Here is a 23,459-nt window from a genome sequence, read left to right as displayed (position 1 = left end):
ACAACGGCAAGAGAGCCGTTGTTTCATCCGTCTATTGATTGTATGGAACGCTTTTCAAGTACAAATTGTTCGAGACGGTCAAGTCCTTCTTTTAACGTTTCAAGTGAATATGCATAGGAAAGGCGCACATATCCTTCTCCGAGTGAAGAGAAAGCAGAACCAGGTACGACCGCAAGTCTTGTACTTTCTAACAACTCCATGCAAAAATCAAATGAACTCATCCCAAACGATTCAATGGAAGGGAAAATATAAAAAGCGCCGGAAGGCTTAATGACCGGAAGCCCCATAGAAATGAGTCGATCATATACATAGTCGAGTCTTTTCTTATATTGCTCTCTCATGATCAGTGCATCATCCACACCATTTGTCACTGCTTCAAGTGCCGCCTTTTGTGAGATAGCCGAGGCACAAGACACGTTATATTGATGTACTTTTAATACATGTTTAGCAATAGGAGCGGAAGCAAATAAAAAGCCGATTCTCCATCCGGTCATGCTATGAGACTTTGACAGTCCATTGATGACAATCGTCTGTTCCTTTAAGAAAGAAGCAATGGAATGATGTGGACGATCAAATGTCAGCTCACTATAAATTTCATCAGATAGAATAAAAATATCCTTTCCTTCAAGAAGCTGTGCAATTTCTTTCAATTCTTCTTCTAATAGCGTGACCCCAGTTGGATTTGAAGGGTATGGAAGGACAACACACTTTGTCTTTTCCGTTAATGCATCTTCAATCAGCTTGGCATTTAATTTAAAACCGGCATTTGTTGTGTCGATATGCACGGGCACCGCACCGCACATCCGAATGATCGGTTCATAGCCAGGGTACACAGGGCCTGGCAGGATGACCTCATCGCCTTCAGTCAAAATGGTTCGAAACGCAGCATCAATTGCTTGACTCGCACCTGTTGTCACAATGATTTCTGTCTCTGCATCATAATCAAGATGGACTTTCTTTTTGATGTATTGCTGGATCGCTTGTCTTAGCTCTAAAAATCCAGCGTTATGAGTATACGAGGTGAAATTCTCGTCAATGGCTGTTTTGGCAGCTGTTTTGACATGATGCGGCGTATAAAAATCGGGCTGACCTATGGTCAATGAAACGACATCCTCATATGAAGATATGAGATTTGAAAATGTTCGAATGCCTGAAATTTCAATATCCTTTACTCTTGGATTCAGCAAATGCTCCATTTCTCATCACCTTAAAAATTTATGTTTTTATCCTATTTTACCATTCACTGCATAAATGTCACCTGCGGAAAGGCTTCGGATATCGTTATATGTAGTCTATTCTCCTATCCATCACAGCATGAGTGATAGATGAAGAAAGAGCAACATTTATTATAGCGTAACCTGCTCGGAAAATACAGCTCTGCTTATGATGATTAGAATAAGGCAAAACGGTATAAACTGAAAGAACGAGAGAATCGAGTCATGGGAATTGCTTTCACAGGCATACGATCTCCTGAAGGAGGACGATAATAGATGGATCAATCAGCAAAGACATCGAAAATAGCCTTTTTATCCGTCATGAGTAATACGTTTGTTGTGGTCCTTAAAATCATTGTAGGGGTGCTAACTGGATCTGTTGCGGTTTTATCAGAAGCCATTCACTCTTTTCTCGATTTAATGGCCTCTTTTATTGCATTTATCTCTGTTCGTATTTCAAGAAAGCCGGCAGATTCAAAACATCCTTATGGACATGGGAAAGTTGAGAATATTTCTGGAACGATTGAAACTTTGTTGATTTTTGTTGCTGGGATTTGGATCATTTATGAATGTGTTCATAAATTAATGCATCCAGAGCCTGTTAAACTGCCGGTACTTGGTATTGTGGTCATGCTGATCGGCGCACTTATCAATTTTGTTGTGTCGAGAGTTGTGAACAAAGAGGCAGAGCGAGTACATTCTGTTGCCATGAAATCGAATGCGCTGCATCTTTTAACAGATGTGTTTACGTCACTAGGGGTCGCCATTAGTTTATTGCTTGTTGCATTAACGGACTGGTATTTCCTCGATCCGATTATTGGAATGGTGCTAGCGCTCTATATTATGCGTGAAGCGTTTAAACTCATGAAGGAAGCGTTCCCGCCGCTTGTCGACGCCCGGTTAACCCCGGAAGAAGAACAAGCGATAGAGGGCATCATTCAAACATTTAGTCAAGAATTCATTGAATATCATGACTTTCGAACAAGACGATCCGGTGCTGAAGAATATATTGATTTTCATTTGATTGTTCATGGAAAAACAACCATTGAAGATGTTCACCAATTATGTGATCGAATTGAAGAGAACATTCAGCAAGCGTTTCCGCATGCACAAATCTTTATTCATGTAGAACCTGAAAGTGAAAGAAGCACACAAACGTAAAAAAGGCGATACCACCTCTTTGAAGGTTGTATCGCCTTTTTTTACGCTTCATCTATGAAATGAAATCAATATCCATAAGCAGTATCGTAATCTTCATACCAAGAGATATAAGCAGCATCTTCATTAGATAAACCATGTTTCATATCTAAAAAATCAGCTTCGCAAATATCTTCAATCACAGTCATTTCGTTGTTCTTTAATAGTACGACAGTTCCCATCATGAACACCTTTCTTTAAAAAATCCTTGACTATTGTACCATGTGAAACGTGATTGTCAACAGAAGAATCGAAATGAGAGGAAAATATCACAAAATGTTAAAAAATCAGGCGTTGAAAGAACTAGATGTGCCATAATTTTCGTGAATTTTCAGTATTTATTCACATAAATCATCATTGAAAAATGATCTAAAATTCATGTAAAAATGTAAAGCTCCATTGATCTTGCGATATTCATAAGATATAATAACGAATGATTATAAGAAATTTATAGAAAACATACATAATAAAGGAGAAATAGGATGGAAACAAACATGTCAGAAGCACCTATTCAAGAAGAAAAACATCCTGAACTAGCTGGAGTAGGTTATCGTTTTCTTGCTCATCTTTTAGACGGTGTCATTATTAGTGTACCATTTTCAATCATTGTATTTATTCTCGCAACACTCTTTTTTGTCTCAAGCCCTGAGGCGGCATTTTTAATGTATGATGATAGCTATTACTATTCTTCAACGGTGATCACGGATGAAGAATGGGCAGTCATTGTGGGCCTTCTCTTTTTCTATGGCGTAACGACCTTAATCGGTATCGCGGTGACTTGGCTTTATTATGCGATCATGGAATCATCAAAGTTGCAAGGAACTCTTGGCAAGATGGCTCTTGGCATCAAAGTGACAAAAGTAACGGGTGGAAAAATAACATTCGGGCGCGCGACAGGCCGCTTTTTTGCAAAAGGCTTTTTGTCTCCAATCTTATTCATTGGCTACATCATTGCGTTTTTCACAGAAAAAAAACAAGCACTTCACGACTTGATTGCAAGTACCATTGTCGTAAAGAAATAATGAAGAGAAGCACCTCTGCTAAATAGTAAGGGGTGCTTTTTGTATAGATTGCTTGTATGGAAGAGGGAAACGTCACATAAAGTAGAATGATAGTGAAAATAAAAGCAGAGAAGGGAGTCAATCTATTGAAAAGAGGGAAAATGACCGTTCAGAAAAAAGGGGTAAGCTTCGGGCTCTTTTTCACCGCACCTGTTTTGGCCTGGGCATTGTATGATTTTGCAAATACGATATTTTCATCGAATATGATCACCATTTTCTTCCCATTTTACTTGCAGGAGACGATAGGCGACAGTGCGAGGATGGATCAAATCGCTAGTACATTTATTTCTTATGCGAACGCACTTGCAAGCTTTTTCCTCGTCATTTTTACGCCTTTATATGGTGTGCTGATTGATCGTACAGGGAAAAAGAAGCGGTATATCACGGTGTTTACCCTGATTTGTATTGCCTGTACCTTTATGATGGGGATCTTTGCTGGGATTGATTTCTCAAGCGAATGGTTTGGTCTTCCTGTCTCCTTATTGGTGGTGGTTACCTTGTTTGTCATCGCCAAATTTTTCTATCACTCTAGTCTTGTTTTTTATGACACCATTTTGCCCGATCTTGGGACAAAGGATGAAATCCCCCTCATTTCTGGATTCGGTATTGCTGTCGGCTATTTAGGTACACTTGTCGGCCTTTCTGTTTATTTACTTGTAGGAAATGACCAGTTTCATGAAGCATTCATTCCGACAGCCCTTTTATTCTTTCTCTTTTTTCTGCCCTTTCTCTTTATTATAAAAGATCCTCAACCTCTCCCGCAGCAAGAGAAAAAGTCGTCTTTTTTCAGCGGGTATAAAGAGATTATTCGTACATTTAAAGAGATGAAGCAGTACAAACCGGCCTTTATTTTTATGATCGCTTTCTTTTTTATGAATGATGCGTTGCAGACAGCGATTGCGATGATGGCTGTTTATGCAAAAATTATCATTGGTTTTACGGCAGGTCAATTTATTTTGCTGTATCTTGTGTCCACGATTTCAAGTATCATTGGCTCGTTTCTATTCGGATATGTCACAAAGGCCATCGGGGCAAAGCGCTCGATTACAGTCGTGTATGTCATTTTAATTGTGGCGCTCATTCTAGCTGTGACAGCGACAACGGAATGGGTCTTCTGGGTAGCAGGCAGTTTATTCGGCATTTCACTTGGCGCAAGCTGGGGATCATCACGAATCCTCATTATTGAGCTGACGCCTAAAGAAAAACGAGGACAATTTTTTGGTCTCTTTGCGTTTTCGGGAAAGGTGTCTTCAATCGTCGGTCCCATCATTTATGGCTCCGTCACACTTCTATTTGCAGCACATGGGAATCTCGCAAGCCGTCTTGCATTAGGGTCTTTGCTCATCCTTGCAGCCATAGGACTTGTGATTCATCAATTCGTGCGAGAGAAAGCGTAAAGAAACGTCAACTTTTTACCCATGCTGCCGATATAAAAAGTACAATCTTATATTGAAGAATAGAGGGATTTCCGTGGCTTTAAACAAACAAGAAATTTTACTTGACTCTGGTACTAATGAATTGGAAATTGTGAAGTTTGAAATTGGTTCAAATCAATTCGGCATTAACGTCATGAAAGTAAGAGAAATTATTCAGCCAGTTGAGGTGACAGTTGTACCGCACTCTCACCAAGATGTAGAAGGGATGATTAGTTTACGAGGCGAGATTTTACCAGTCATCAATCTATTTTCCTTTTTTAATGTCGAGTCAGATCAGTCAGAACAAGAGAAATACATTGTGACTGAATTCAACCAACGGAAATTTGTGTTCCATACAGGAACGGTATCACAAATTCACCGCGTCAGCTGGGAAGAGATTGAAAAACCAACTGCACTCAATCAAGGAATGGACCGTCATTTAACAGGGATCATCAAGCTTGACGAGAAAATGATTTTCCTTCCAGATTACGAAAAAATCATCTATGATATTGAATCCGCATCTGGTGTAGACACATATCATATGTTTGACGGTGAGAAAGACGAGAGAAGAACAGGGAAGAAGCTGTATGTTGTTGAAGATTCTCCGCTTCTTATGCGCTTATTAACAAATGAATTAACCGAGGCAGGCTATAAAAACATTGTGACCTTTGAAGATGGAAAACAAGCATATGACCATGTCATGGATCTTGTCAGTAAAGGCATTAGTGTGACAGAAGAAATTGATATGATTATTACAGATATAGAAATGCCAAAAATGGATGGACATCGATTAACAAAGCTGCTGAAGGACAATCCTTTAACACAGTCCATTCCAATTCTCATTTTCTCTTCATTAATTACGGACGATCTGCGTCATAAAGGGGAAACCATCGGTGCAGATGATCAAATTAGTAAACCAGAAATTCATCAGTTGATTGAAAAAGTAGATCATTTTATTATCTAAAGAAAAAACCACTCGCTTTGAGTGGTTTTTCAGCGTGTAGACAAACCCTCGCATTCTTTGTCAGTCCTGCGCTCTGGTGCTCACGAATGCCAAATTCGCTTCGCGCCAGTACTTGTCCTTCCTAGGGCTGCAAAGGTTTTCTTTCACGCTGAAAAGAAGACAAAGAGCTAAAATAAACAACATTTTAGCCCCTTGTCCATAATCTGAAAAACCACTCGCTTTGAGTGGTTTTTCTGTTTAAAAATAACTTTCTCCGAGCCGTTTGAAGACGGGTTTTGTATAATGTGATTTTTGTTTTGTGGCGGCAGGTTTTTCTTTTAAACCGACATACGTTTGAAGTATTTGTTTCGCTCGATTTAATGACATATTCGCTTTTGGATTGCGATATGATTGATTTAAATTTCCTAAGTGTGGCAAAAATTCGAAGTCTTCTTTAGTTGGTGGCAGATGAAAATAATAATCTCCAATTTCAATCAGCACGTCGGACTGTTGTTGACTATATCTGGGATTGTTAGAGAAATGTAGGCCCACTTTTCTTCCTTTACCTTCTTGCAATAGTTTTTGCAGCGCACGTTTTTTCAAAAGATAAAGAAACTTGGGATTTGGTGCGGTTTTAGCATGGCGGTTAACAGTATAAATGGCTTTTGCGATGTTTTCTGCTGTAGGTTCTATGTCTTTAGTATGAGCATAATCGTCCATTTTTTCTCTCCTTTGTCTTTCGTCTTCCTGTGCTTAGTATAAATTATACGTTTTTATTAGTAAATTGCAAATAGACTTATTGTAAAAACCATTAGATTTTCATCACTCTTATTTACAATAGCCATTCATGATGATTCTGAAACGTGAAGAAGAACAATGAATGAATCCTTCTTAGCAAGAGCACCATCATTTATCCGGTATCCTTTCCAACTAGGCGTTTCAGTTGGATGTAAACGATGCCTTTGATTTTCTATATGATAAAGGTGTTGTATTTTTTACTCTTTTAAAAATACTAATAAAATAGCTAGTGCTGCTGAAGCCAACTTGGTAGGCGATTTCTGTTATGTTTAAGTCCGTCTTTTGAAGCAAAATGAGGCTTTGTTGAATTCGATATTCATTCACATAATGTATAGGAGATTTCTTTAAAATATCATTGAAATATCTACAGCATTCAGAGCGGCTTAATTGTCCTTCACGAGCGATATCTTGAAGAAGAACCTTTTCATGATAATGTTCATGAATCCAATTCAGCATATGTTTCATACGTTCATTTCTATCGTGCTTACGAGCATCATATGTCAGTTGAAAACGATTTTGTAAAAGGCATTTCCAAATCGTGATGAGCTGTATATTAAGTTCGAGTTCATAATATGCCGGAGTTTGTTCGATTAATCGTTGAATGATTTGTATACATTGATAGATTCGGTTTGGCCATCCGTCTTTTCGGTTGAATAAAATAAAAGGTGTTTGACTCGCATGCATATATGGATGAACGAACGTGGTGAATAACTCATTGGCTGTGATGAAGTGAGGTGAAACGTTTAAACAAATATAAGTACATGTCGTCCCATTTGCATCCTTTGCCATGTGTAAGCAGCCACTGTTGATGAATACACCATCTCCTTGCTGAATGTTCAATATCTTCTCGTTAATGTGAAACTCAGCCTCTCCCTCTAAAATAAAGACGAATTGAAATTCGTCGTGCCAATGAAGAGGGATATATCCGCTCATATGATCACGAATCTTTGTATGATATAGAGCAATAGGCCATGTGGTGGTTGAATGCTCCGTTAATTCTTTCAGATTGTTGTCAATAAGAAAATGATGATTGTGCATGGTTCTCCTCAATATTCTTTTATTTTTATGTTCAATTGATATATCAATATGTAAAAAATTGAACTACTATCAACTATATTATCATGATTTTTTTAGAATTGAGGAGAATAAAAATGAAGAGGAGAAAGGGAATCTTTCTTGTACTGATAGGAGCTATCTGTTGGGGAGTAGGAGGAACCGTTTCACAAAAATTGTTTCAGCAATATGGAATTGACGTCCATTGGCTGGTCACTGTCAGGCTGCTCATTTCAGGCGGGTTGCTTTTATTTGTTCATTACATGACGAAAGAACGCACGCAATTGATTGGCGTGTTGAAAATGAAGAGTACGGCCATTCAAGTGCTGATATTTGGACTAATGGGCATGTTAGCTGTTCAATATACTTATATGGTGTCCATTCATCATGGGAATGCTGCGGTAGCTACATTGCTACAGTATACAGCACCTGTCATGATTATCGTGTATCTAGTATTTCGCCGGCAATCCACTTTTACAAAAAGAGATATGTTGACGGTCGCATTGGCTTTGGTTGGCATGTTTCTCTTATTGACGAATGGTTCCGTTTCCACATTAACTGTTCCAGCTGTCGCGGTATTTTGGGGAATACTATCAGCCGTGGCATTGTCCTTTTATACGTTATATCCAATCAACCTGTTAAAACAATTCGATTCACTTGTTGTTGTTGGCTGGGCGATGCTTATAGGGGGAGCTGCCCTTAGCTTGGTCCATCCTCCATGGAAGGTGAATCTGTCTCAATTACCTTTTGAAGCGTATATCTATTTATTATTTGTCATTGTATTTGGAACGATGGTCGCTTTTTGGTTTTACATCGAAAGTTTGAAGTATTTATCTCCGAAGGACTCAAGCTTAATTGGAAGTGTCGAACCCCTTGCAGCAGTGATAACCACTGTTTTCTGGTTAAAAGAGCCATTTGGTCTTTTCCAGTGGATAGGGACAGCGTGTATTGTATACATGATATTATTCATGGCATTATACCAGCCTAAAATAAGAGGGGAAAAGAAGAAATTGGGTTCATTGGATAGATGATAAGGTAAATTGTATGTGTGAAATGTATATAAAGTGAACTATTAAACATAGATAACTACCTATTTTAAAATAAATGGGTAGTTAATGACTTATATGAGAACGGGATTGCCGGATAAAATCTACCATATGCAAGACAATCAAAGTCGAACATATGGCTTAAAAACATGGACTATTTTGTATGGCTAGAATAAGCACAGTAAAAACAGCCGTTAAAATCAGTTTCACTCGTCATTTTTTTGGCTTCATCCATGGCGCTTTCACTGTTCATGTGCAGACCAATCAATGTACGGCTTGCTGCATCACCTAAAAATGCGCAGTCTTCTGTATGTACAACATATTGTCCTTGATCATTTTTTGAATGAATAAAATAATAGCTTTTTAGCATACCCCTCACCTCCAACCTGACTATCCTACTATAAAACTTCCAATAATGTAAAGGTTTTTTATTAAAATTGTTGCAATTTTATGCACATTCCTTTTATTTTATAAAAAGGAAAATATATTATAAAATATGAAGATCAAAGTCAATGAGGACAGAAAGGACGGTTTAGATTGAAAGATATTTTAACGCCTTTATTGGTCGCTTTTGTCGTTGGAGGCATTGTGTACGTGATAGATGATCGGCCGATTCATCCTCTTCTTCTTTTTCTCATCTTATTTATTAGCATTTATACAGTCGATAGAATCGTTCATTTTGCTTCAAATCATTTCGATGAGCAGAAAAAATAATCGTCGTTTATGTTACTGCCATGAAAAAAGGACTTTCTATAGAAGAAAGTCCTCAGTGTGTAGACAAACCCTCGCATTCTTTGTCAGTCCTGTGTGCTGGTGCTCACGAATGTGAAATTCGCTCTGCGCCAGTACTCGTCCTTCCTAGACTGCAAAGGTTTTCTATCACGCTAAAAAGAAGAAAAAGGGCTAAAATAAACATTATTTTAGCCCTTTTTGCTTCATCTATTGTACTCCCTGACCTTTTAATTCACGCTGTACATCTAAGTCAGCAGCTTCTCTGCTGAACTTTGGCAGTGTAATGAAGTAAAAAAGGAAGACGAGTAAAATAATAATACCCATTCCGTAATAAATGTAAGAAACATTGGTGATGAGCTTTGGAAATAACACGGCAATTAAACCTAGCGTCATTGATTGTGCAAACATGGTGAGCGGATCAACCCACCCTGATACGCGTCCCATCAGACGAGGGTGAACAATTCTTGGGAGCCAGCCTCCAATGACAATGTTGACTGGACCAATACATGTACCAATGACAAATGATGTGACATAAAATAACCATAATGTATGGGTAGAACCAAGGACAAAAATTAAAATACCTGCAACTAGAATTGGAATCGACATGAGATATTGCATCTTTACCTTTTTTGCAAGAATAGAGCCAAGTAAGCTTCCAACTAGAAGTCCGGCACCGATTGCGATCGTAAAAAAGGATGTATGCAGTTCAAAATGGTCCGGTGAAAGACCGTATTTCATTGTAAACATCGGAAGAACGGCAAATGCGCCATTCACAAGACCAAAAACAAAAAAGCCAAAAATTAAAGAAGCCAATAATTTATTTTTTAAAATATAGAGAATGCCTTCTTTAAAATCTTTTAGAGATGTTTTAACGGTCATGCCTTTCCAGCCTGCTTGTCCATTAGGCTGTCGTGCTTCAATTGGAATATTGCATGATCGAATAAGAATACCGGAAATAATAAAACTGACCAAATCAATGGTAATGGCACCGTGAAGTCCAATCGTTTTATACATAATGGCACCAATTCCAACACCAAATACCATAAACAAACTAAACAGCATCTGATTTAAACCTGCAGCTTTTGCATATTGATCTTTATTTAAAATGGCCTGAACGAGAGAGGCTTCAGCTGGATAGAAGAACTTCGTAATGGCACTTCGTATAAACAAGATCAAGAAAATAAGCGGCAGTGAATTAAAATAAATGACGATAAATAAAACGATCGTCAGCCCAGCTCGTATCCAATCACAATTCTCTGCGACTTTTTTACGATCAAAACGGTCTGCGACCACACCGACCATAAAAAAAACAAAGATCGTAGGCAGTGAATACATTAGCTCTGCTAAAGTGGCGTAAGCGGGCTGATGACTAAAATGATCGAGCAAATAAAAGGCAAACGCCATATTGCCTACTGTTGTCCCCATTTGCGAGGCAAGTGCTGCAAAAAAGAGACGAACAAAATTTCTGTTTTTAAAAATATCCATAAATACGCTCCTTAACCTGAAGATCCCACTTTCTATCATATAAAATTTTAATCATTCGTACAATTAATTTCTCCTACTGGCTAATGGTCACAGGTGTTCCATTTGGAACAATTGAAGCAAGTTCGATGACATTCTGATTGTACATGCGAATGCACCCTCTAGACACAGCTTTACCAATTGAAGACGGGTTATTCGTTCCATGGATGCCGTAATGAACTTTTGAAAGGCTCAGCCAATAGGCGCCAAAGGGACCTCCTGGGTTTGGCTGTCTGTTGACAATATAATAAGAACCTGTCGGTGTCATGTTTAATATTCTGCCGGTTGCAATCGGGTATGAGCGCAAGAGCTGTGATCCAGAAAACAGCACGAGACGTTTCGCTGAAATTGACACAGATATGCGGTAAGGGATCGTGTTAGGATCCGGTAACCCAGGGATGATGATGACTTCATTTTGTTCTGGCTCGCGGGCTTGAAGTGACGGATTTGCAGTCTTTAAATCATCTGTCGTTGTTCGAAAATCAAGTGCTATAGAAGCAAGTGTTTCTCCACTTTTTACCGTGTATCGCAGCACGAAAGCACACTCCTTTTACTCAAATAAAAGAAGCCATGATCCCCGCCTCACATATACTATATGGACGGGATCAGGCCCAGTAAGGTTTCTCCTAACATTTGTTATGAGAAGGATCTTTGTTTATACATATGCAGGAAAAGGTGATTTGGCTTCTCTTTACACGTGAGATGTTAAGGTGAAAAAAGTGATTTCAGGTTTGGCTAAAAACCGAAGCGGCAGTCTAGTTGTCCCAAGCCCGCGGTTGACATAGATACGGTGCTGATAGCTACCGTATAAGCCTTCGACATATGTACGCCCAAAAGGTGCTGTGAGAATCGGTCCATAGAAAGGAAGCTGTATTTGACCACCATGCGTATGCCCAGAAAGCTGCAAGTTAATAGGTGTTGTTTCAAGTTCTAGTGCGGCATCAGGCTCATGCACAAGCAATAACGTAAAGAGATCAGAAGAGACTTCTCGTTTGATGAAATGGTAATCAGGCATACTCATCATGAGATCATCTAGTGTAGCAATCTGTATCCGTCCGCCTTCTTTTTCTAAGTGAAACACTTCATTTTTACATAATGTAAAACCGCAGGCTTTCATCGTTTCCTCATATAGATCAATGCCAAATGGCCCGTAGTCATGATTTCCGCATATGGCAAACTTTCCAAACGGAGCATCAAGCTTAGACAAAGAGGCTTTGGCTTTTTCATGTTCTTTAATCGATGATTCAAAATCAACAAGATCACCTGTAAACACAATGAGATCGGGAGATGCGGCGTTGATCTTTTGGACAACAGTCTCTAAATCTTTTGCCGAAAATGTATCACTTAAATGAACATCACTAAATTGCGCAATTTTAAACTGGTGAAAAGAAGCCGGTAGCTGAGCATCATGAATGGTGAGTGATACGGTGTCGATCATGCGCGGCTCAATGTACCGAGCATAGCCATAACCGGATGTGGTCGCTAAAAGTCCGAGAATACTCGCACCAGCTACTCCTTTTAAAAACTGCCTACGGGAAAGTTGCTTCATATAAGACTCCTTTAAAAATAAAATTAAGTATAGCATGATTTTTGATGAATCTCCCATATGGTGTATGGAGGGGAAATCATGATATGATAGATGGATAATGAATGAATAGTCATTCAAAACACACAAAGGGGGAGAACAAATGACGAAGCAAACAGTGATTGTCACAGGAGGATCAAGCGGAATGGGAAAGGCGATGGCGACTCATTTGGCACTCGGGGGCTGGAATGTTGTGATTACTGGAAGAACAGAAGAGACCCTTGAAACAACGGCAAATGAAATCAAACAGCAAGGTGGTTCGATCGCTTATTTTCCAATGGACGTGCGACATCCAGAAGATGCTGATCAAATGGTGAAGTTTGCGGTAGATACATTTGGTGATGTGGATGCACTTATTAATAACGCGGCAGGCAACTTTTTAGTTCCAGCAGAAAAACTGTCTCCTAACGGCTGGAAAGCGGTCATAGATATTGTGCTAAATGGCACCTTTTTTTGCAGCCATGCAGTGGGCAACTATTGGATTCGTCAAAAGAAAAGCGGAAGTATGATCAACATGGTCGCCACATATGCATGGGGGGCTGGTGTTGGTGTAGCGCATTCAGCAGCCGCAAAAGCAGGCGTACTGTCGCTTACCCGAACGCTTGCAGTCGAATGGGGAAAGCAATATCGGATTCGCGTAAATGCCATTGCGCCGGGGCCAATTGAAAGAACAGGTGGTGCAGATAAACTGTGGGAATCAGAAGAGGCTGCCCAAAGAACATTAGATAGTGTTCCGCTCGGTAGACTTGGCACACCAGAAGAAATTGCAGAACTTGCGAGTTTCTTATTATCTGAGCATGCATCTTATATTAATGGAGATTGTATCACGATGGATGGGGGGCAATGGCTCAACCAATCACCATTTTGAATGACCGTGTAAGACCTGCTTTTGATATGGTATAATCACACAAAGAGAGAAGCAGGTGATGAAAATGGTCGATCCATTGGATATTTTAACGAATATTGAAGATGTTTTCCCGCACTATCAAGCGATCTTCAGTGCGGAGGAACAAAAAGTGATAGGCTATGAGATTCTTGGAAGAATGAAGCTTGAGTCGGGAACAGTTAGTCTAGGCTCCTTCTTTACGGATTCATCTATTCCTGACGAATATAAATTGGAAGTAGATCACAAAGTATTAAGTCAAGCGCTTGATCTCTTCACAACCGCAGATGAAGATTTGCTCATCTTTATTAATCATGATGCGAATGTCCTCATGCTTGATCATGGCGAAAGTTTTTTAGAACTTTTAAAAGAATATGAAGCAAGGGGTATTCAGCTTAACCGGTTTGTCATTGAAATTACTGAACATACGTTTAGCGGCGACATTGAACAGCTTTACCATACGTTAACGTATTATCGTACATATGGGATCAAAATCGCCGTATCTAATATAGGAAAAGAAAGCAGCAATCTTGACCGGATTGCTCTGCTTTCACCTGATCTATTAAAAATAGATCTTCAGGCTTTAAGGGCTTCGTCTCCATCTCCTTCCTATGAATATGTGTTATACAGCATTTCACTTCTTGCAAGAAAAATAGGAGCGGCATTAATCTATGAAGACATTGAAGCGAATTTTCAGCTGCAATATGCATGGAGAAATGGCGGAAGATATTTTCAAGGCTTCTACCTTCACGAGCCTGTGGCACAATTAATTGACCGTAACAAACGAAAAGAGCAGCTTAAAGAAGAATTTCAACAATTCATTGCCCATGAGAAAAAGAAACTCCAAGCTGTCTATGAACATTCTGAAACCTTTTATAAGCGAATTCATCAAGCCGTCAGTACGTTAAAAAAATCATGCAGCACAAATGATGAACTTATACAAAAACTGGCACTTGAACTAACCGATTGCAGCTTTCGCATTTATATGTGTAATGAAGAAGGGTTTCAAATCACTGGAAACGTATTTAAGAAAGAGAAAGAATGGCTGTTTCAGCCAGAGTATATAGAGAAAAACTGGAGCTGGCGCCCTTATTTTCTAGCAAATATTCTTCAAATGAGAATTAGCGGAAAAGGATTTTTCAGCGATATCTACAGTGATTTAGAAACTGGAGAACGAATACGTACGTTTTCTTATCCGCTAGAGGGAGACGTGTATTTGTTTGTAGATCTTCCGTATGCTTATCTATATGAGCAGGAAGGATTAATTTAAAAGCAGCCGTCATGGCTGTTTTTTTTATTAGAAAAAAGATAGAAAAAATGGTTGACAATGAAACTGATAATCATTATCATTTAGTTATAGAGAGAAGCTACTCTCTGTTCCCCAACCCCTCTATCAGATCAAGATCCAAAAAACTTGGCGCTACCCCCGCCAAGTTTTTTTTGTGCGCCAATCATTCCCTTCATGCATAGGACATCCCAATTCATCCATACACCTTAAATGATGATAGTTAGACAGTAGGAGGGAAAAGTCATGATCAAACGTGACAAGCGGCTGCTGATTGATTTACCAATGCCAGATCACCCAGATGCAAATGGTGCAGCGGCTGTGCAAGAATTACTCGGCGGAAAATTTGGTGAAATGTCCACATTAAATAACTACATGTTTCAATCGTTTAACTTTAGAGGGAAACGAAAGCTCAAACCATTTTATGATCTTGTATCAAGTATTACAGCTGAAGAATTCGGTCATGTAGAGCTTGTGACAACTGCAGTCAATCTCATGATTACGGGAACCACCCATGGGGGCGATCCAGATACGACCCCGATGAAAGCGGCTGTTGATAAACGAAATACGCAGCATTTTATCCAAACGGCACAAACAGGCTATCCGTTTGACTCCATGGCAAAGCCGTGGACAGGTGAGAATGTGTTCTCAAGTGGTAATCTGATTCTGGATCTTCTTCATAACTTCTTCCTAGAGTGCGGAGCTCGTACGCATAAAATGCGCGTATATGAAATGACGGATCACCCTACGGCAAGAGAAATGATCGGTTATTTACTTGTCAGAGGCGGCGTACATGTTGTGGCGTATGCAAAAGCCCTTGAGGTAGCGACAGGAGTAGATGTTGGCAAGATGCTGCCGATTCCAAATCTCGACAATAAATACTTTGACTCTGCAAGAAAGTTTGAAGATCAGAATATTCATACAAAACTGTATACATTTAGTGACACGGATTATAAGGATATCAATCAAATTTGGAAAGGAAACCATCCGATTGATGGAAAGCCGCTGACAGTTATTGAGGGCACACCAAAAGGTGCACCCGTGCCAGATTATAGAGATTTGCCGGAAGAGTTTGCTCCAGGTATTTCAAAAGAAGATTTTGACGAAATTGCGAAACGCCTGATGAGATCGGCCGGTTTATAAAAAACAAGATGCATGAGATAAGAAAAAAGACTCAAAATAAAAAAACAGATTCTTTTTCTTTTTTTGAATTCAAGAGGAAAAATATCATCTGAGAACACTTTATGGTATGATGCTTTGTAGGACTTGTGTATAATCAATACGGGTTCATCTTGAGTTGTTTTTTTGAAAGGAGTCTTTTTTTAGAATGTCACAATTAATGGGTATCATTACAAGGCTGCAAAGTCTTCAAGAGACAGCAGAAGCTGCAAACGAGCCGGCACAGCGTTATTTCGAAGTGAACGGTGAGAAAATCTGTAGTGTTAAGTATTTCGAAAAGAATCAAACGTTTGAATTGACTGTTTTTCAACAAGGGGATAAGCCAAACACTTTCCCATTTGACAACATTGATATGATTTCGATTGAGATTTTTGAGCTTCTACAATCCTAAGCTGAATCGTATGAAATGTTTTTTCTAAGAATTCCTTCGTTGATTGCGGAAGCATACACTTCATAGGTGATAAGCAAATGGAAGATGATCATTCAGTGCAATATTCGGATAAGAGACCATTGAAAAGGAGTTCCTTTCTGTGAGTGATTCTTTTTTCTTTAATCTTTCTGAAGAGCATTTAGCGTTTTCTGATGTTGTCATGAGAATGAAAGACTTTATTCAAAAAGACCCGAGATCTGTTTATGTACTATCAATTGGTACGGACTCTCAGGTCAATCAGAATGTCACAACATTTATGACTGCAATTCATCTTCACCGGATCGGCAAAGGAGCTTGGGGCTGTCTCACGCAGCAAGTGTTGAATCGGCCTGTACAAAGTCTTAGAGAAAAAATTTCATTAGAGACAGCGTTTAGCCAAAAGGTATGTGCAGACATCCTTGAGGGACCTTTAACAGAACTGATGGATTTGCTTCTTCCGTTTGCTGAGGAAGGGGCAGACCTTCGTTTTGAAGTCCATCTAGATATTGGCAAAAAAGGAAGTACAAAAGAGCTGATCCAGGAAATGACCGGAATGATCACAGCCATGGGAATTGAAGCAAAAATAAAACCCGACTCATACGCAGCATTTTGCTACGCCAATCGATACACAAAATAAATTCCGTCATTTTTCTCCAAACGTTGTCGAAACGTGCGGTTGACGATTCGATTCTAGTTCCTTATTCTAGCTGTATAGAGAGGAAGCAGACATTCAAACGCCTGCTAATCAATATAAAAGCATATATGAAACAGGGGGCCTGATGTTGAATGAGCGTCATCGAAAATCGTTTTAATGAAGAAGAGAAAAAGCTATTATTAAACGTATTACTGAATCAGGAATATGCTGTCGAATTACTAAGCAGTGAGATCAATGATATAGAATGTGGAACAAAAAATGTCGACGACAATACGTATAAGAAATTGATCACATTGTATGACAGAGTAAGGTTTGAGAATTAATATCGATTGAACATTCTATTAGATACTCTACGCTGAGTATCTTTTTTATGCAGAAAAAAATCTTTCGACAAAATTCGTTTTAGTTTATGCTTAATGTTAAAGGGGAATGTATGATTGATGATTGAGAGAAAAGGGGTCGAAGAAACATGATAGAGATAGAACCGGCTCAATTACTTGAGTCAACAGTAGCTGAGCATATGATTGATGCAGATAAAGTGGCACACGTTCAAATTGGAAATAATCTTGAGCACGCCCTATTGGTCCTGACAAAAACAGGATATACAGCCATACCTGTTCTGGATGCTTCTTATCACCTTCATGGGTTAATTGGAACAAATATGATCATGGATAAAATCTTTGGCTTAGAACGAATTGAATTTGAAAAGCTCGACCAATTGAAGGTAGAAGAGGTCATGCTATCAGATATTCCAAGACTGAAAACGACGGATCCTGTTTTAAAAGGCGTTCACGCTGTGACGAATAATGGATTTGTTTGTGTGGAAAATGAAGAGCAAGTATTCGAAGGGATTTTCACTCGGCGTGTTGTATTAAAGCGCTTAAATGAAGTCATTCATTCCGCAAAAAAATGAGCTGCAGCCCAGCTTATTTTTTTTGCCTTCATAAGCTATTATTTATATAATGACTATATAAAATAAGAAAAACTTATCGAGAGAAGGAGGGCGCCCATGCAGCTTCAAGAGTTACATATGCTTGTTGTACTTAGTGAGGAATTGAATATGAGAAAGGCTTCAGAGCGGCTCTTTGTCTCTCAGCCTGCCTTATCTCAAAGGCTGCAAACGATTGAAAAAGAGTGGGGAACCAAAATCTTTTTTCGTTCACAAAAAGGCTTGACAGTCACTTCAGCTGGCGAACAGATTATTCAATTCGCCAAAGAGGTCACGACTGAGCAGGATCGAGTGCGAGAGAGAATTGACGAGCTTGAAGGAGACATTCACGGTACACTCAAGCTTGCAGTTGCGTCCATTATTGGTCAGCACTGGCTGCCAAAGGTGTTGAAGCGGTATGTCGAGAAATACCCAAATGCCAAAGTATCTCTTGTGACAGGCTGGAGCAGTGAGATGCTTAAAAGTCTGTATGAAGACCATGTCCACATCGGCATCATTCGCGGGAATCCTGATTGGAAGGGCACAAAGGAATACTTAATGACCGATCATTTATATTTAGTCGATTCTGTCATCAAGGACGTGGATGAGTTAATTGAGACAGAACGCCCGTTTATTCAATTTAAAAGTGATAGCACCTATTATCAAGAAATTCAGCACTGGTGGCATCAAAAGTTTAAAGTGTCGCCAAAACAGACGATTCTTGTGGACCAGATTGAGACATGTAAACAAATGGCCTATCACGGTATCGGCTACGCCATTTTGCCTTCGGTCACCCTATATGATCATGAGAAAAGCGTACACAAAACCCCGCTCGTAGACGCAAATGGAGAGCAAATCGGACGTGACACGTGGCTGTTAGGATATGAAGCCTCTTTTCAGTTAAAACAAGTTCAAGCATTTGTTGGTGTGGTGAAAGAAATGCTTGAAAGTGAGGCAGTGTAAGTACTTCTGGAAGAGGAGGTGCTTTTTTAGGATAAGTAGTTTGATTAGGTTTCTAATAGATTTACCTGTTTCATACTGAAAAAACAGAAAGCTGGAAGAAATGATGAGAAATCAACGAAAAAAGAAGACGGATATACCGAAGTGGGGAACTTATTTACGCGAGAGATGGCGTGGACGTTTTGCAAGTCATCTTTCTTTAGAAGAACAAAAAGAGATTGGGATGGATGGCTTCCTATGGCACTTATGTAGCTGGGGAAAAGTTGAATGCCTTGAAAAAGAGGCAGCGATCAACGCCTTTCATCAGCAATCAAAGCATACATGTACTCTTTTTTATCAATTTACTCAAGAAGCGTATCTGTTTGAAAACGCCGCTGACCTGTCAGTGAAGGAATTGCCATATACAGACGGACACATGGACTATAGCGATCTGTATGTCATGGATTGGGAAGAAAATTGGACATTTGTGATGACGCACGAAACCGATTGCGGTCCATATTTTATTCAGAAATAAAAAAACGAGTGACATAGGGTCACGATCAATTAGAGCCGCCTTCCAATTGGAATGAGCGGTTTTTTGATGTACGTCATGTGTATTTTGAACAGCACCTTTTCATAAAACATTTGACAATGAAAATCATTATCATTTAAAGTGTACATATAATAATTGAAAATGATTATCATTTAGATGAGGTGACCAATAGATGAAAGCACTAATTGCATTTGCGAGTATGTCTGGCAATACGGAAGACATGGCAGCGATCTTAAAACAAACGCTTGAAGGAAAAGGGATTGAGACAGAGATGATGGAATTTGACGACACAAGCGCAGAAGATCTTTCTTCATACGATTATGTCATGATCGGCTCTTACACATGGGGTGACGGTGATCTCCCTTATGAAGCTGAAGATTTTTATGAAGAGGTCTCAGCTCTTGAACTTAGTCACATCAAAGCGGCGGTATTTGGATCAGGCGATTACAGTTATCCGAAGTTTTGCGAGGCTGTTCATACCTTTCATGACATGCTGAAATCGACAGGTGCATCCGTATTTCCTGAAACATTGAAAATGGAACTTGCGCCAGATACAGATGAAGATGTGGCGTGCTGTGAGGAGTTTGCAACGAGCTTTTTAACGTGGGCATCATTGTCTGAGAAAAGAGTTGAAAATCATGTTTCATAAAGGTGCGACAGCTGTTGCTGCGTCTAAAAGTGGCGGCTACTTTGTTGCTGTCAAACGAGAAGGTATTTTTCATTACAGTGTGGAGGGCGGATGGCAGCAGCTTTTTAAGCTCAAGCATAAAATCCATGCTATCAGTTATATTGGTCCGTATTTGTTCGGTGTTGGTGAAAATGGAACTGTCATACGATCAGGAGATGAGGGCCATACGTGGGCGCTATCATCTTTTCCGACAAATGCAGTTGTTTGGTCTATTACAGGACGCAAAGATGGGTTTGTATGCGCACATGGAAAGCATAGTATTTATGTGTCAACCGATTTCGGAATTTCCTGGGAAATTATGAAGCCATTTGCTCATGTAAATCAGCCCCCTGTGATTCGCTCATTATGTGTAGCCGGTGATTATCTTTATATTGGAACACAGATTCATGAGGTGCATGGAGGAATATGGGTGTATGACTTGCAAAGTGAACAGATTTTTCTCCTAAACAGAGAAGAGCACCGAATGACTGCTTCTATGTTGCTTTGCGGGGAACACCTCCTTGTCTGTGCGATGGGCTCTAAAAAAGGGAAAAGAGGATCTGTTCAAATTTTAGACTTACATACAAATATGCTGCATGATATTCAATCACAAGCTTTTGCGCGAGAGGAATCATTTTTGGATGTGTCAGAGGATAACGGCATTGTGTACGTGACCACTTCACAGGATGAGCATGGATTTTCTAAAGTGTATCAGCTTGATATAAAGCAAAAAAAGCTCAAATGGTTTGATACGATCAAAGGGCATGGTTTTCGTGTCGCCAATCAAAAGGAGAATTTTTTCTGTGCGGGTTTATATGAAAGTAAGTTTGTCAGGCCTTATGAGGAACCTGCACTGATTCATTAATAAGGAGGAAGAAAAAGTGACGAAAAAAGTTTTATTGGTGTATGCCACAATGTCAGGAAATACAGAAGCAATGGCTGATTTAATCGAAAAAGGATTAAAGGAAGCTGGGGCTAGCGTGGACCGGCATGAAGCGATGGATATTGATGCTGAACTCCTTCATGATTACTCGCACATTCTGTTAGGTGCATATACTTGGGGAGATGGTGATCTTCCAGATGATTTTATTGATCTATATGAGGAAATGGAAGAGCTTGATTTGACGGGTAAAGCATTTGCTGTATTCGGTTCTGGAGATACATCTTATGAACATTTTTGCGGAGCTGTGGATTTAATTGAAGAAAAAGTGAAGGAGCTGGGCGGTGATATCGTCCTACCATCCATCAAAATAGAGCTGAATCCAGAAGGAAACGAGGAAGAGGAATTGATTTCTTTTGGGAGACAATTTGTTCATCTTCACCAGCAAGAAGCGGGATAAAGAGGCCCGCTTGTTTTATTTGCCAAGGCGCAGACAATTCTTTCACTTGTCATTAAAACTCTCCTTTGGTACAGTAATGAAGTATAAATTAAGAGGAGGACATACATACATGAAACAAATGGACGCTAATGAAATTATTTCATTTATTCAAAATAGTACAAAATCAACACCTGTTAAAGTCTACATTAAAGGGGACTTAGAAGGTATTGAATTTGGTGAACATGCAAAAACATTTATCACAGGTAACACTGGTGTTGTCTTCGGTGAGTGGAGCGAAATTCAAGAAGCTCTAGCATCAAACAAAGACAAAATTGAAGATGTTGTCGTGGAAAATGACCGTCGTAACTCTGCGATTCCTATGTTGGATTTGAAAAACATCAAAGCACGTATTGAGCCAGGTGCAATCATTCGTGATCAAGTGGAAATTGGCGATAATGCAGTCATCATGATGGGTGCTTCTATTAATATCGGTTCAGTCATCGGTGAAGGTACGATGATTGATATGAACGTTGTTCTTGGCGGCCGTGCGACAGTAGGTAAGAACTGTCATATCGGTGCGGGATCTGTTCTTGCAGGTGTCATTGAGCCGCCTTCTGCTAAGCCAGTTGTAGTAGAAGATGATGTTGTCATTGGTGCAAACGCTGTTGTTTTAGAAGGTGTGACAATTGGAAAAGGTGCAGTTGTAGCAGCTGGAGCGATCGTTGTGAACGATGTCGAGCCTTACACGGTTGTAGCAGGTACACCTGCAAAGAAAATCAAAGACATTGATGAAAAAACAAAAGGTAAAACTGAAATCAAACAAGAACTGCGTCAGCTTTAATTGACACAATTCGCAGCTGAAGACATAGACGTGGATGATATATCCACGTCTTATTCGTATAGAGGAAAGGAAGCGAGTTCACTTGTTAAATCGTGAGCAATTAATATCCATTCGAAGAGATTTGCACCAAATTCCTGAGCTTGGTTTTAAGGAATTTAAAACACAAGCTTACCTCATCAAGCATCTCGAATCGTACCCAACAGATCGAATCGAGATGGAAACATGGCGGACTGGACTTTTTGTGAAAGTAAAAGGGACAAATCCTACGCGCGTCTTTGCGTATCGTGCAGATATGGACGGATTATCTATCCCTGAAGAAACGGGCTATCCATTTCAATCGGTACATGAAGGCCACATGCATGCATGTGGACATGATCTTCATATGACCATTGCTCTTGGTATCATTGATCATTTCGTGCATCAGCCAATCAAAGAAGATCTGCTATTTATTTTCCAACCGGCAGAAGAAGGGCCAGGCGGAGCTGAACCAATGCTTACAAGTGATGTTCTAAAAAAGTGGACGCCAGACTTTATTACAGCGCTGCATATTGCACCTGAATATCCAGTCGGCACGATTGCAACAAAGCCGGGCCTATTATTTGCTAATACGAGTGAGCTTGTGATCGATCTTGAAGGAAAAGGCGGGCATGCCGCATACCCTCATTTAGCAAATGATATGGTGGTGGCTGCAAGTGCACTAGTAGGGCAGCTGCAATCGGTGATTTCACGAAATGTGGACCCTCTTGATAGTGCCGTTATTACAGTTGGCACGATTACAGGTGGCACTGCTCAAAATATCATTGCGCAGCACGCAAAGCTTGATGGAACCATTCGCACGCTCTCGCCAGAGTCTATGGAAAAGGTGAGAAAACGAATTGAAGCACTGGCAAAGGGAATTGAAATTGGCTACGAATGCAAGGCGACAGTTCGATACCCTTCATCTTATTACGAAGTGGACAATTCAAAGGATTTGACAGAGGAATTTATGTCATATGTAGCCGAAGAAGGTCTTGCGAATGTCATTGAATGCAGAGAAGCGATGACAGGAGAAGATTTCGGCTACATGCTGAAAAAATATCCTGGATTCATGTTTTGGCTAGGGGTAGATTCAGAATATGGTCTGCACCATGCCAAGCTGACTCCTGACGAAAATGCGATTGAAACAGCTGTGAACGTCATGACGGCTTATTTTAAAAAGCAAGCAGGTAAATGAATAATCAAATGGTCTCCTGTACA

General features: G+C 39.7%; 28 protein-coding genes. 20 read left to right on the top strand and 8 right to left on the bottom strand.

Translation table 11 applies throughout. The features are described 5' to 3' along the window. Positions 1-23 precede the first annotated feature (23 nt). Positions 24-1,196 carry an aminotransferase A gene (locus ACTJKA_RS12600; RefSeq protein ID WP_336749731.1) on the bottom strand — a complete coding sequence of 391 codons (1,173 nt, stop codon included), beginning with the start codon at positions 1,194-1,196 and terminating at the stop codon, positions 24-26. A 294-nt stretch (positions 1,197-1,490) separates the two neighbouring features. Between ACTJKA_RS12600 and ACTJKA_RS12595 the strand changes: the two genes are divergently transcribed. Further along, positions 1,491-2,375, top strand: coding sequence for a cation diffusion facilitator family transporter (locus ACTJKA_RS12595; protein WP_039169114.1), 885 nt, complete (start codon positions 1,491-1,493; stop codon positions 2,373-2,375). A gap of 65 nt (positions 2,376-2,440) precedes the next feature. On the opposite strand, the gene ACTJKA_RS12590 is transcribed toward ACTJKA_RS12595, so the two are convergent. Beyond that, a complete protein-coding gene (locus ACTJKA_RS12590) occupies positions 2,441-2,593 on the bottom strand; it encodes a hypothetical protein (RefSeq protein WP_017367142.1) in 153 nt (50 codons plus the stop codon). Positions 2,594-2,893: 300 nt separating this feature from the next. Here ACTJKA_RS12590 and ACTJKA_RS12585 point away from each other — a divergent pair, with 300 nt between their 5' ends. From ACTJKA_RS12585 to ACTJKA_RS12575, 3 genes are all read left to right on the top strand, one after another. Continuing rightward, positions 2,894-3,433, top strand: a complete 540-nt coding sequence (locus tag ACTJKA_RS12585; RefSeq protein ID WP_007498690.1) for an RDD family protein — start codon at positions 2,894-2,896, stop codon at positions 3,431-3,433. A 125-nt stretch (positions 3,434-3,558) separates the two neighbouring features. Then, positions 3,559-4,869, top strand: a complete 1,311-nt coding sequence (locus tag ACTJKA_RS12580) for an MFS transporter (RefSeq protein ID WP_026050080.1) — start codon at positions 3,559-3,561, stop codon at positions 4,867-4,869. A gap of 73 nt (positions 4,870-4,942) precedes the next feature. After that, positions 4,943-5,851 (top strand): chemotaxis protein, encoded by a 909-nt coding sequence (locus tag ACTJKA_RS12575; protein WP_008348035.1) that lies wholly within the window; start codon positions 4,943-4,945, stop codon positions 5,849-5,851. Between the two features lie 237 nt (positions 5,852-6,088). On the opposite strand, the gene ACTJKA_RS12570 is transcribed toward ACTJKA_RS12575, so the two are convergent. Then, positions 6,089-6,550 (bottom strand): YkyB family protein, encoded by a 462-nt coding sequence (locus ACTJKA_RS12570; RefSeq protein ID WP_007498684.1) that lies wholly within the window; start codon positions 6,548-6,550, stop codon positions 6,089-6,091. 219 nt (positions 6,551-6,769) lie between these two features. Then, a complete protein-coding gene (locus ACTJKA_RS12565; protein WP_035392220.1) occupies positions 6,770-7,666 on the bottom strand; it encodes a helix-turn-helix domain-containing protein in 897 nt (298 codons plus the stop codon). A gap of 113 nt (positions 7,667-7,779) precedes the next feature. Between ACTJKA_RS12565 and ACTJKA_RS12560 the strand changes: the two genes are divergently transcribed. Beyond that, positions 7,780-8,712, top strand: a complete 933-nt coding sequence (locus tag ACTJKA_RS12560) for a DMT family transporter (RefSeq protein ID WP_008348018.1) — start codon at positions 7,780-7,782, stop codon at positions 8,710-8,712. 169 nt (positions 8,713-8,881) lie between these two features. On the opposite strand, the gene ACTJKA_RS12555 is transcribed toward ACTJKA_RS12560, so the two are convergent. After that, positions 8,882-9,097, bottom strand: coding sequence for a hypothetical protein (locus ACTJKA_RS12555; protein ID WP_048001613.1), 216 nt, complete (start codon positions 9,095-9,097; stop codon positions 8,882-8,884). 167 nt (positions 9,098-9,264) lie between these two features. Between ACTJKA_RS12555 and ACTJKA_RS12550 the strand changes: the two genes are divergently transcribed. Next, complete coding sequence (locus ACTJKA_RS12550) at positions 9,265-9,441, top strand: hypothetical protein (protein ID WP_268373176.1); 177 nt, start codon at positions 9,265-9,267, stop codon at positions 9,439-9,441. Between the two features lie 225 nt (positions 9,442-9,666). On the opposite strand, the gene ACTJKA_RS12545 is transcribed toward ACTJKA_RS12550, so the two are convergent. The 3 genes from ACTJKA_RS12545 to ACTJKA_RS12535 all read right to left on the bottom strand — a co-directional run bounded on the left by ACTJKA_RS12545 (position 9,667) and on the right by ACTJKA_RS12535 (position 12,529). Beyond that, positions 9,667-10,944: an MFS transporter gene (locus tag ACTJKA_RS12545; protein ID WP_008348012.1), complete on the bottom strand. Its 1,278-nt coding sequence runs from the start codon at positions 10,942-10,944 to the stop codon at positions 9,667-9,669. Positions 10,945-11,017: 73 nt separating this feature from the next. After that, positions 11,018-11,515 carry a L,D-transpeptidase family protein gene (locus ACTJKA_RS12540; protein ID WP_035700576.1) on the bottom strand — a complete coding sequence of 166 codons (498 nt, stop codon included), beginning with the start codon at positions 11,513-11,515 and terminating at the stop codon, positions 11,018-11,020. Between the two features lie 156 nt (positions 11,516-11,671). Further along, a complete protein-coding gene (locus ACTJKA_RS12535) occupies positions 11,672-12,529 on the bottom strand; it encodes a metallophosphoesterase (RefSeq protein WP_440607788.1) in 858 nt (285 codons plus the stop codon). A gap of 139 nt (positions 12,530-12,668) precedes the next feature. On the opposite strand from ACTJKA_RS12535, the gene fadH reads away from it, so the two are divergent. The 14 genes from fadH (at position 12,669) to ACTJKA_RS12465 (ending at position 23,436) form a co-directional block, all read left to right on the top strand. Next, a complete protein-coding gene (gene fadH / locus ACTJKA_RS12530; RefSeq protein ID WP_061418951.1) occupies positions 12,669-13,433 on the top strand; it encodes a 2,4-dienoyl-CoA reductase in 765 nt (254 codons plus the stop codon). 64 nt (positions 13,434-13,497) lie between these two features. Then, positions 13,498-14,718 (top strand): EAL domain-containing protein, encoded by a 1,221-nt coding sequence (locus tag ACTJKA_RS12525; protein ID WP_265154676.1) that lies wholly within the window; start codon positions 13,498-13,500, stop codon positions 14,716-14,718. A gap of 261 nt (positions 14,719-14,979) precedes the next feature. Continuing rightward, positions 14,980-15,876 carry a manganese catalase family protein gene (locus ACTJKA_RS12520; RefSeq protein WP_019743902.1) on the top strand — a complete coding sequence of 299 codons (897 nt, stop codon included), beginning with the start codon at positions 14,980-14,982 and terminating at the stop codon, positions 15,874-15,876. A 184-nt stretch (positions 15,877-16,060) separates the two neighbouring features. Beyond that, entirely contained in the window at positions 16,061-16,303 is a 243-nt protein-coding gene (locus ACTJKA_RS12515) for a YkuJ family protein (protein ID WP_003212254.1), read from the top strand. Between the two features lie 139 nt (positions 16,304-16,442). After that, positions 16,443-16,958, top strand: a complete 516-nt coding sequence (locus tag ACTJKA_RS12510) for a ribonuclease H-like YkuK family protein (protein WP_008348001.1) — start codon at positions 16,443-16,445, stop codon at positions 16,956-16,958. A 149-nt stretch (positions 16,959-17,107) separates the two neighbouring features. Further along, entirely contained in the window at positions 17,108-17,299 is a 192-nt protein-coding gene (abbA, locus tag ACTJKA_RS12505) for an antirepressor AbbA (RefSeq protein WP_008347999.1), read from the top strand. Between the two features lie 146 nt (positions 17,300-17,445). After that, entirely contained in the window at positions 17,446-17,889 is a 444-nt protein-coding gene (gene cbpB / locus ACTJKA_RS12500; RefSeq protein ID WP_007498671.1) for a cyclic-di-AMP-binding protein CbpB, read from the top strand. Between the two features lie 96 nt (positions 17,890-17,985). Continuing rightward, the gene (locus ACTJKA_RS12495; RefSeq protein ID WP_007498669.1) at positions 17,986-18,867 is read left to right on the top strand and encodes a LysR family transcriptional regulator; all 882 of its coding nucleotides are present in this window, start codon (positions 17,986-17,988) and stop codon (positions 18,865-18,867) included. Between the two features lie 103 nt (positions 18,868-18,970). After that, positions 18,971-19,378, top strand: coding sequence for a DUF4275 family protein (locus ACTJKA_RS12490; RefSeq protein ID WP_017367152.1), 408 nt, complete (start codon positions 18,971-18,973; stop codon positions 19,376-19,378). 190 nt (positions 19,379-19,568) lie between these two features. Next, positions 19,569-20,045 (top strand): flavodoxin, encoded by a 477-nt coding sequence (locus ACTJKA_RS12485; protein WP_008347992.1) that lies wholly within the window; start codon positions 19,569-19,571, stop codon positions 20,043-20,045. Next, the gene (locus tag ACTJKA_RS12480; protein ID WP_440607787.1) at positions 20,035-20,928 is read left to right on the top strand and encodes a WD40/YVTN/BNR-like repeat-containing protein; all 894 of its coding nucleotides are present in this window, start codon (positions 20,035-20,037) and stop codon (positions 20,926-20,928) included. The genes ACTJKA_RS12485 and ACTJKA_RS12480 overlap by 11 nt, the downstream gene beginning before the upstream one ends. Before the next feature lie 16 nt (positions 20,929-20,944). Beyond that, positions 20,945-21,403, top strand: coding sequence for a flavodoxin (locus tag ACTJKA_RS12475; RefSeq protein WP_008347989.1), 459 nt, complete (start codon positions 20,945-20,947; stop codon positions 21,401-21,403). A 109-nt stretch (positions 21,404-21,512) separates the two neighbouring features. Continuing rightward, positions 21,513-22,223: a 2,3,4,5-tetrahydropyridine-2,6-dicarboxylate N-acetyltransferase gene (dapD, locus tag ACTJKA_RS12470; protein WP_008347987.1), complete on the top strand. Its 711-nt coding sequence runs from the start codon at positions 21,513-21,515 to the stop codon at positions 22,221-22,223. Between the two features lie 34 nt (positions 22,224-22,257). After that, a complete protein-coding gene (locus ACTJKA_RS12465) occupies positions 22,258-23,436 on the top strand; it encodes an N-acetyldiaminopimelate deacetylase (RefSeq protein ID WP_350385124.1) in 1,179 nt (392 codons plus the stop codon). Positions 23,437-23,459: the final 23 nt, after the last annotated feature.

The organism is Bacillus sp. 22190 (assembly GCF_052045575.1).
Classification (GTDB): Bacteria; Bacillota; Bacilli; order Bacillales; family Bacillaceae; genus Bacillus; species Bacillus altitudinis.
The sequence above is the reverse complement of the archived record's forward strand: the minus strand, read 5'-3'. Positions and strand labels throughout refer to the sequence as shown.

What these genes read in the sequence shown, in the direction of transcription:
- ACTJKA_RS12600 (WP_336749731.1), bottom strand. Translation starts at nt 1,196, where the DNA reads ATGGAGCATTTGCTGAATCCAAGAGTAAAGGATATTGAAATTTCAGGC.
- ACTJKA_RS12595 (WP_039169114.1), top strand. Translation starts at nt 1,491, where the DNA reads ATGGATCAATCAGCAAAGACATCGAAAATAGCCTTTTTATCCGTCATG.
- ACTJKA_RS12590 (WP_017367142.1), bottom strand. Translation starts at nt 2,593, where the DNA reads ATGGGAACTGTCGTACTATTAAAGAACAACGAAATGACTGTGATTGAA.
- ACTJKA_RS12585 (WP_007498690.1), top strand. Translation starts at nt 2,894, where the DNA reads ATGGAAACAAACATGTCAGAAGCACCTATTCAAGAAGAAAAACATCCT.
- ACTJKA_RS12570 (WP_007498684.1), bottom strand. Translation starts at nt 6,550, where the DNA reads ATGGACGATTATGCTCATACTAAAGACATAGAACCTACAGCAGAAAAC.
- ACTJKA_RS12565 (WP_035392220.1), bottom strand. Translation starts at nt 7,666, where the DNA reads ATGCACAATCATCATTTTCTTATTGACAACAATCTGAAAGAATTAACG.
- ACTJKA_RS12560 (WP_008348018.1), top strand. Translation starts at nt 7,780, where the DNA reads ATGAAGAGGAGAAAGGGAATCTTTCTTGTACTGATAGGAGCTATCTGT.
- ACTJKA_RS12555 (WP_048001613.1), bottom strand. Translation starts at nt 9,097, where the DNA reads ATGCTAAAAAGCTATTATTTTATTCATTCAAAAAATGATCAAGGACAA.
- ACTJKA_RS12545 (WP_008348012.1), bottom strand. Translation starts at nt 10,944, where the DNA reads ATGGATATTTTTAAAAACAGAAATTTTGTTCGTCTCTTTTTTGCAGCA.
- ACTJKA_RS12535 (WP_440607788.1), bottom strand. Translation starts at nt 12,529, where the DNA reads ATGAAGCAACTTTCCCGTAGGCAGTTTTTAAAAGGAGTAGCTGGTGCG.
- fadH (WP_061418951.1), top strand. Translation starts at nt 12,669, where the DNA reads ATGACGAAGCAAACAGTGATTGTCACAGGAGGATCAAGCGGAATGGGA.
- ACTJKA_RS12525 (WP_265154676.1), top strand. Translation starts at nt 13,498, where the DNA reads ATGGTCGATCCATTGGATATTTTAACGAATATTGAAGATGTTTTCCCG.
- ACTJKA_RS12520 (WP_019743902.1), top strand. Translation starts at nt 14,980, where the DNA reads ATGATCAAACGTGACAAGCGGCTGCTGATTGATTTACCAATGCCAGAT.
- ACTJKA_RS12515 (WP_003212254.1), top strand. Translation starts at nt 16,061, where the DNA reads ATGTCACAATTAATGGGTATCATTACAAGGCTGCAAAGTCTTCAAGAG.
- abbA (WP_008347999.1), top strand. Translation starts at nt 17,108, where the DNA reads ATGAGCGTCATCGAAAATCGTTTTAATGAAGAAGAGAAAAAGCTATTA.
- cbpB (WP_007498671.1), top strand. Translation starts at nt 17,446, where the DNA reads ATGATAGAGATAGAACCGGCTCAATTACTTGAGTCAACAGTAGCTGAG.
- ACTJKA_RS12495 (WP_007498669.1), top strand. Translation starts at nt 17,986, where the DNA reads ATGCAGCTTCAAGAGTTACATATGCTTGTTGTACTTAGTGAGGAATTG.
- ACTJKA_RS12490 (WP_017367152.1), top strand. Translation starts at nt 18,971, where the DNA reads ATGAGAAATCAACGAAAAAAGAAGACGGATATACCGAAGTGGGGAACT.
- ACTJKA_RS12485 (WP_008347992.1), top strand. Translation starts at nt 19,569, where the DNA reads ATGAAAGCACTAATTGCATTTGCGAGTATGTCTGGCAATACGGAAGAC.
- ACTJKA_RS12480 (WP_440607787.1), top strand. Translation starts at nt 20,035, where the DNA reads ATGTTTCATAAAGGTGCGACAGCTGTTGCTGCGTCTAAAAGTGGCGGC.
- dapD (WP_008347987.1), top strand. Translation starts at nt 21,513, where the DNA reads ATGAAACAAATGGACGCTAATGAAATTATTTCATTTATTCAAAATAGT.
- ACTJKA_RS12465 (WP_350385124.1), top strand. Translation starts at nt 22,258, where the DNA reads ATGATATATCCACGTCTTATTCGTATAGAGGAAAGGAAGCGAGTTCAC.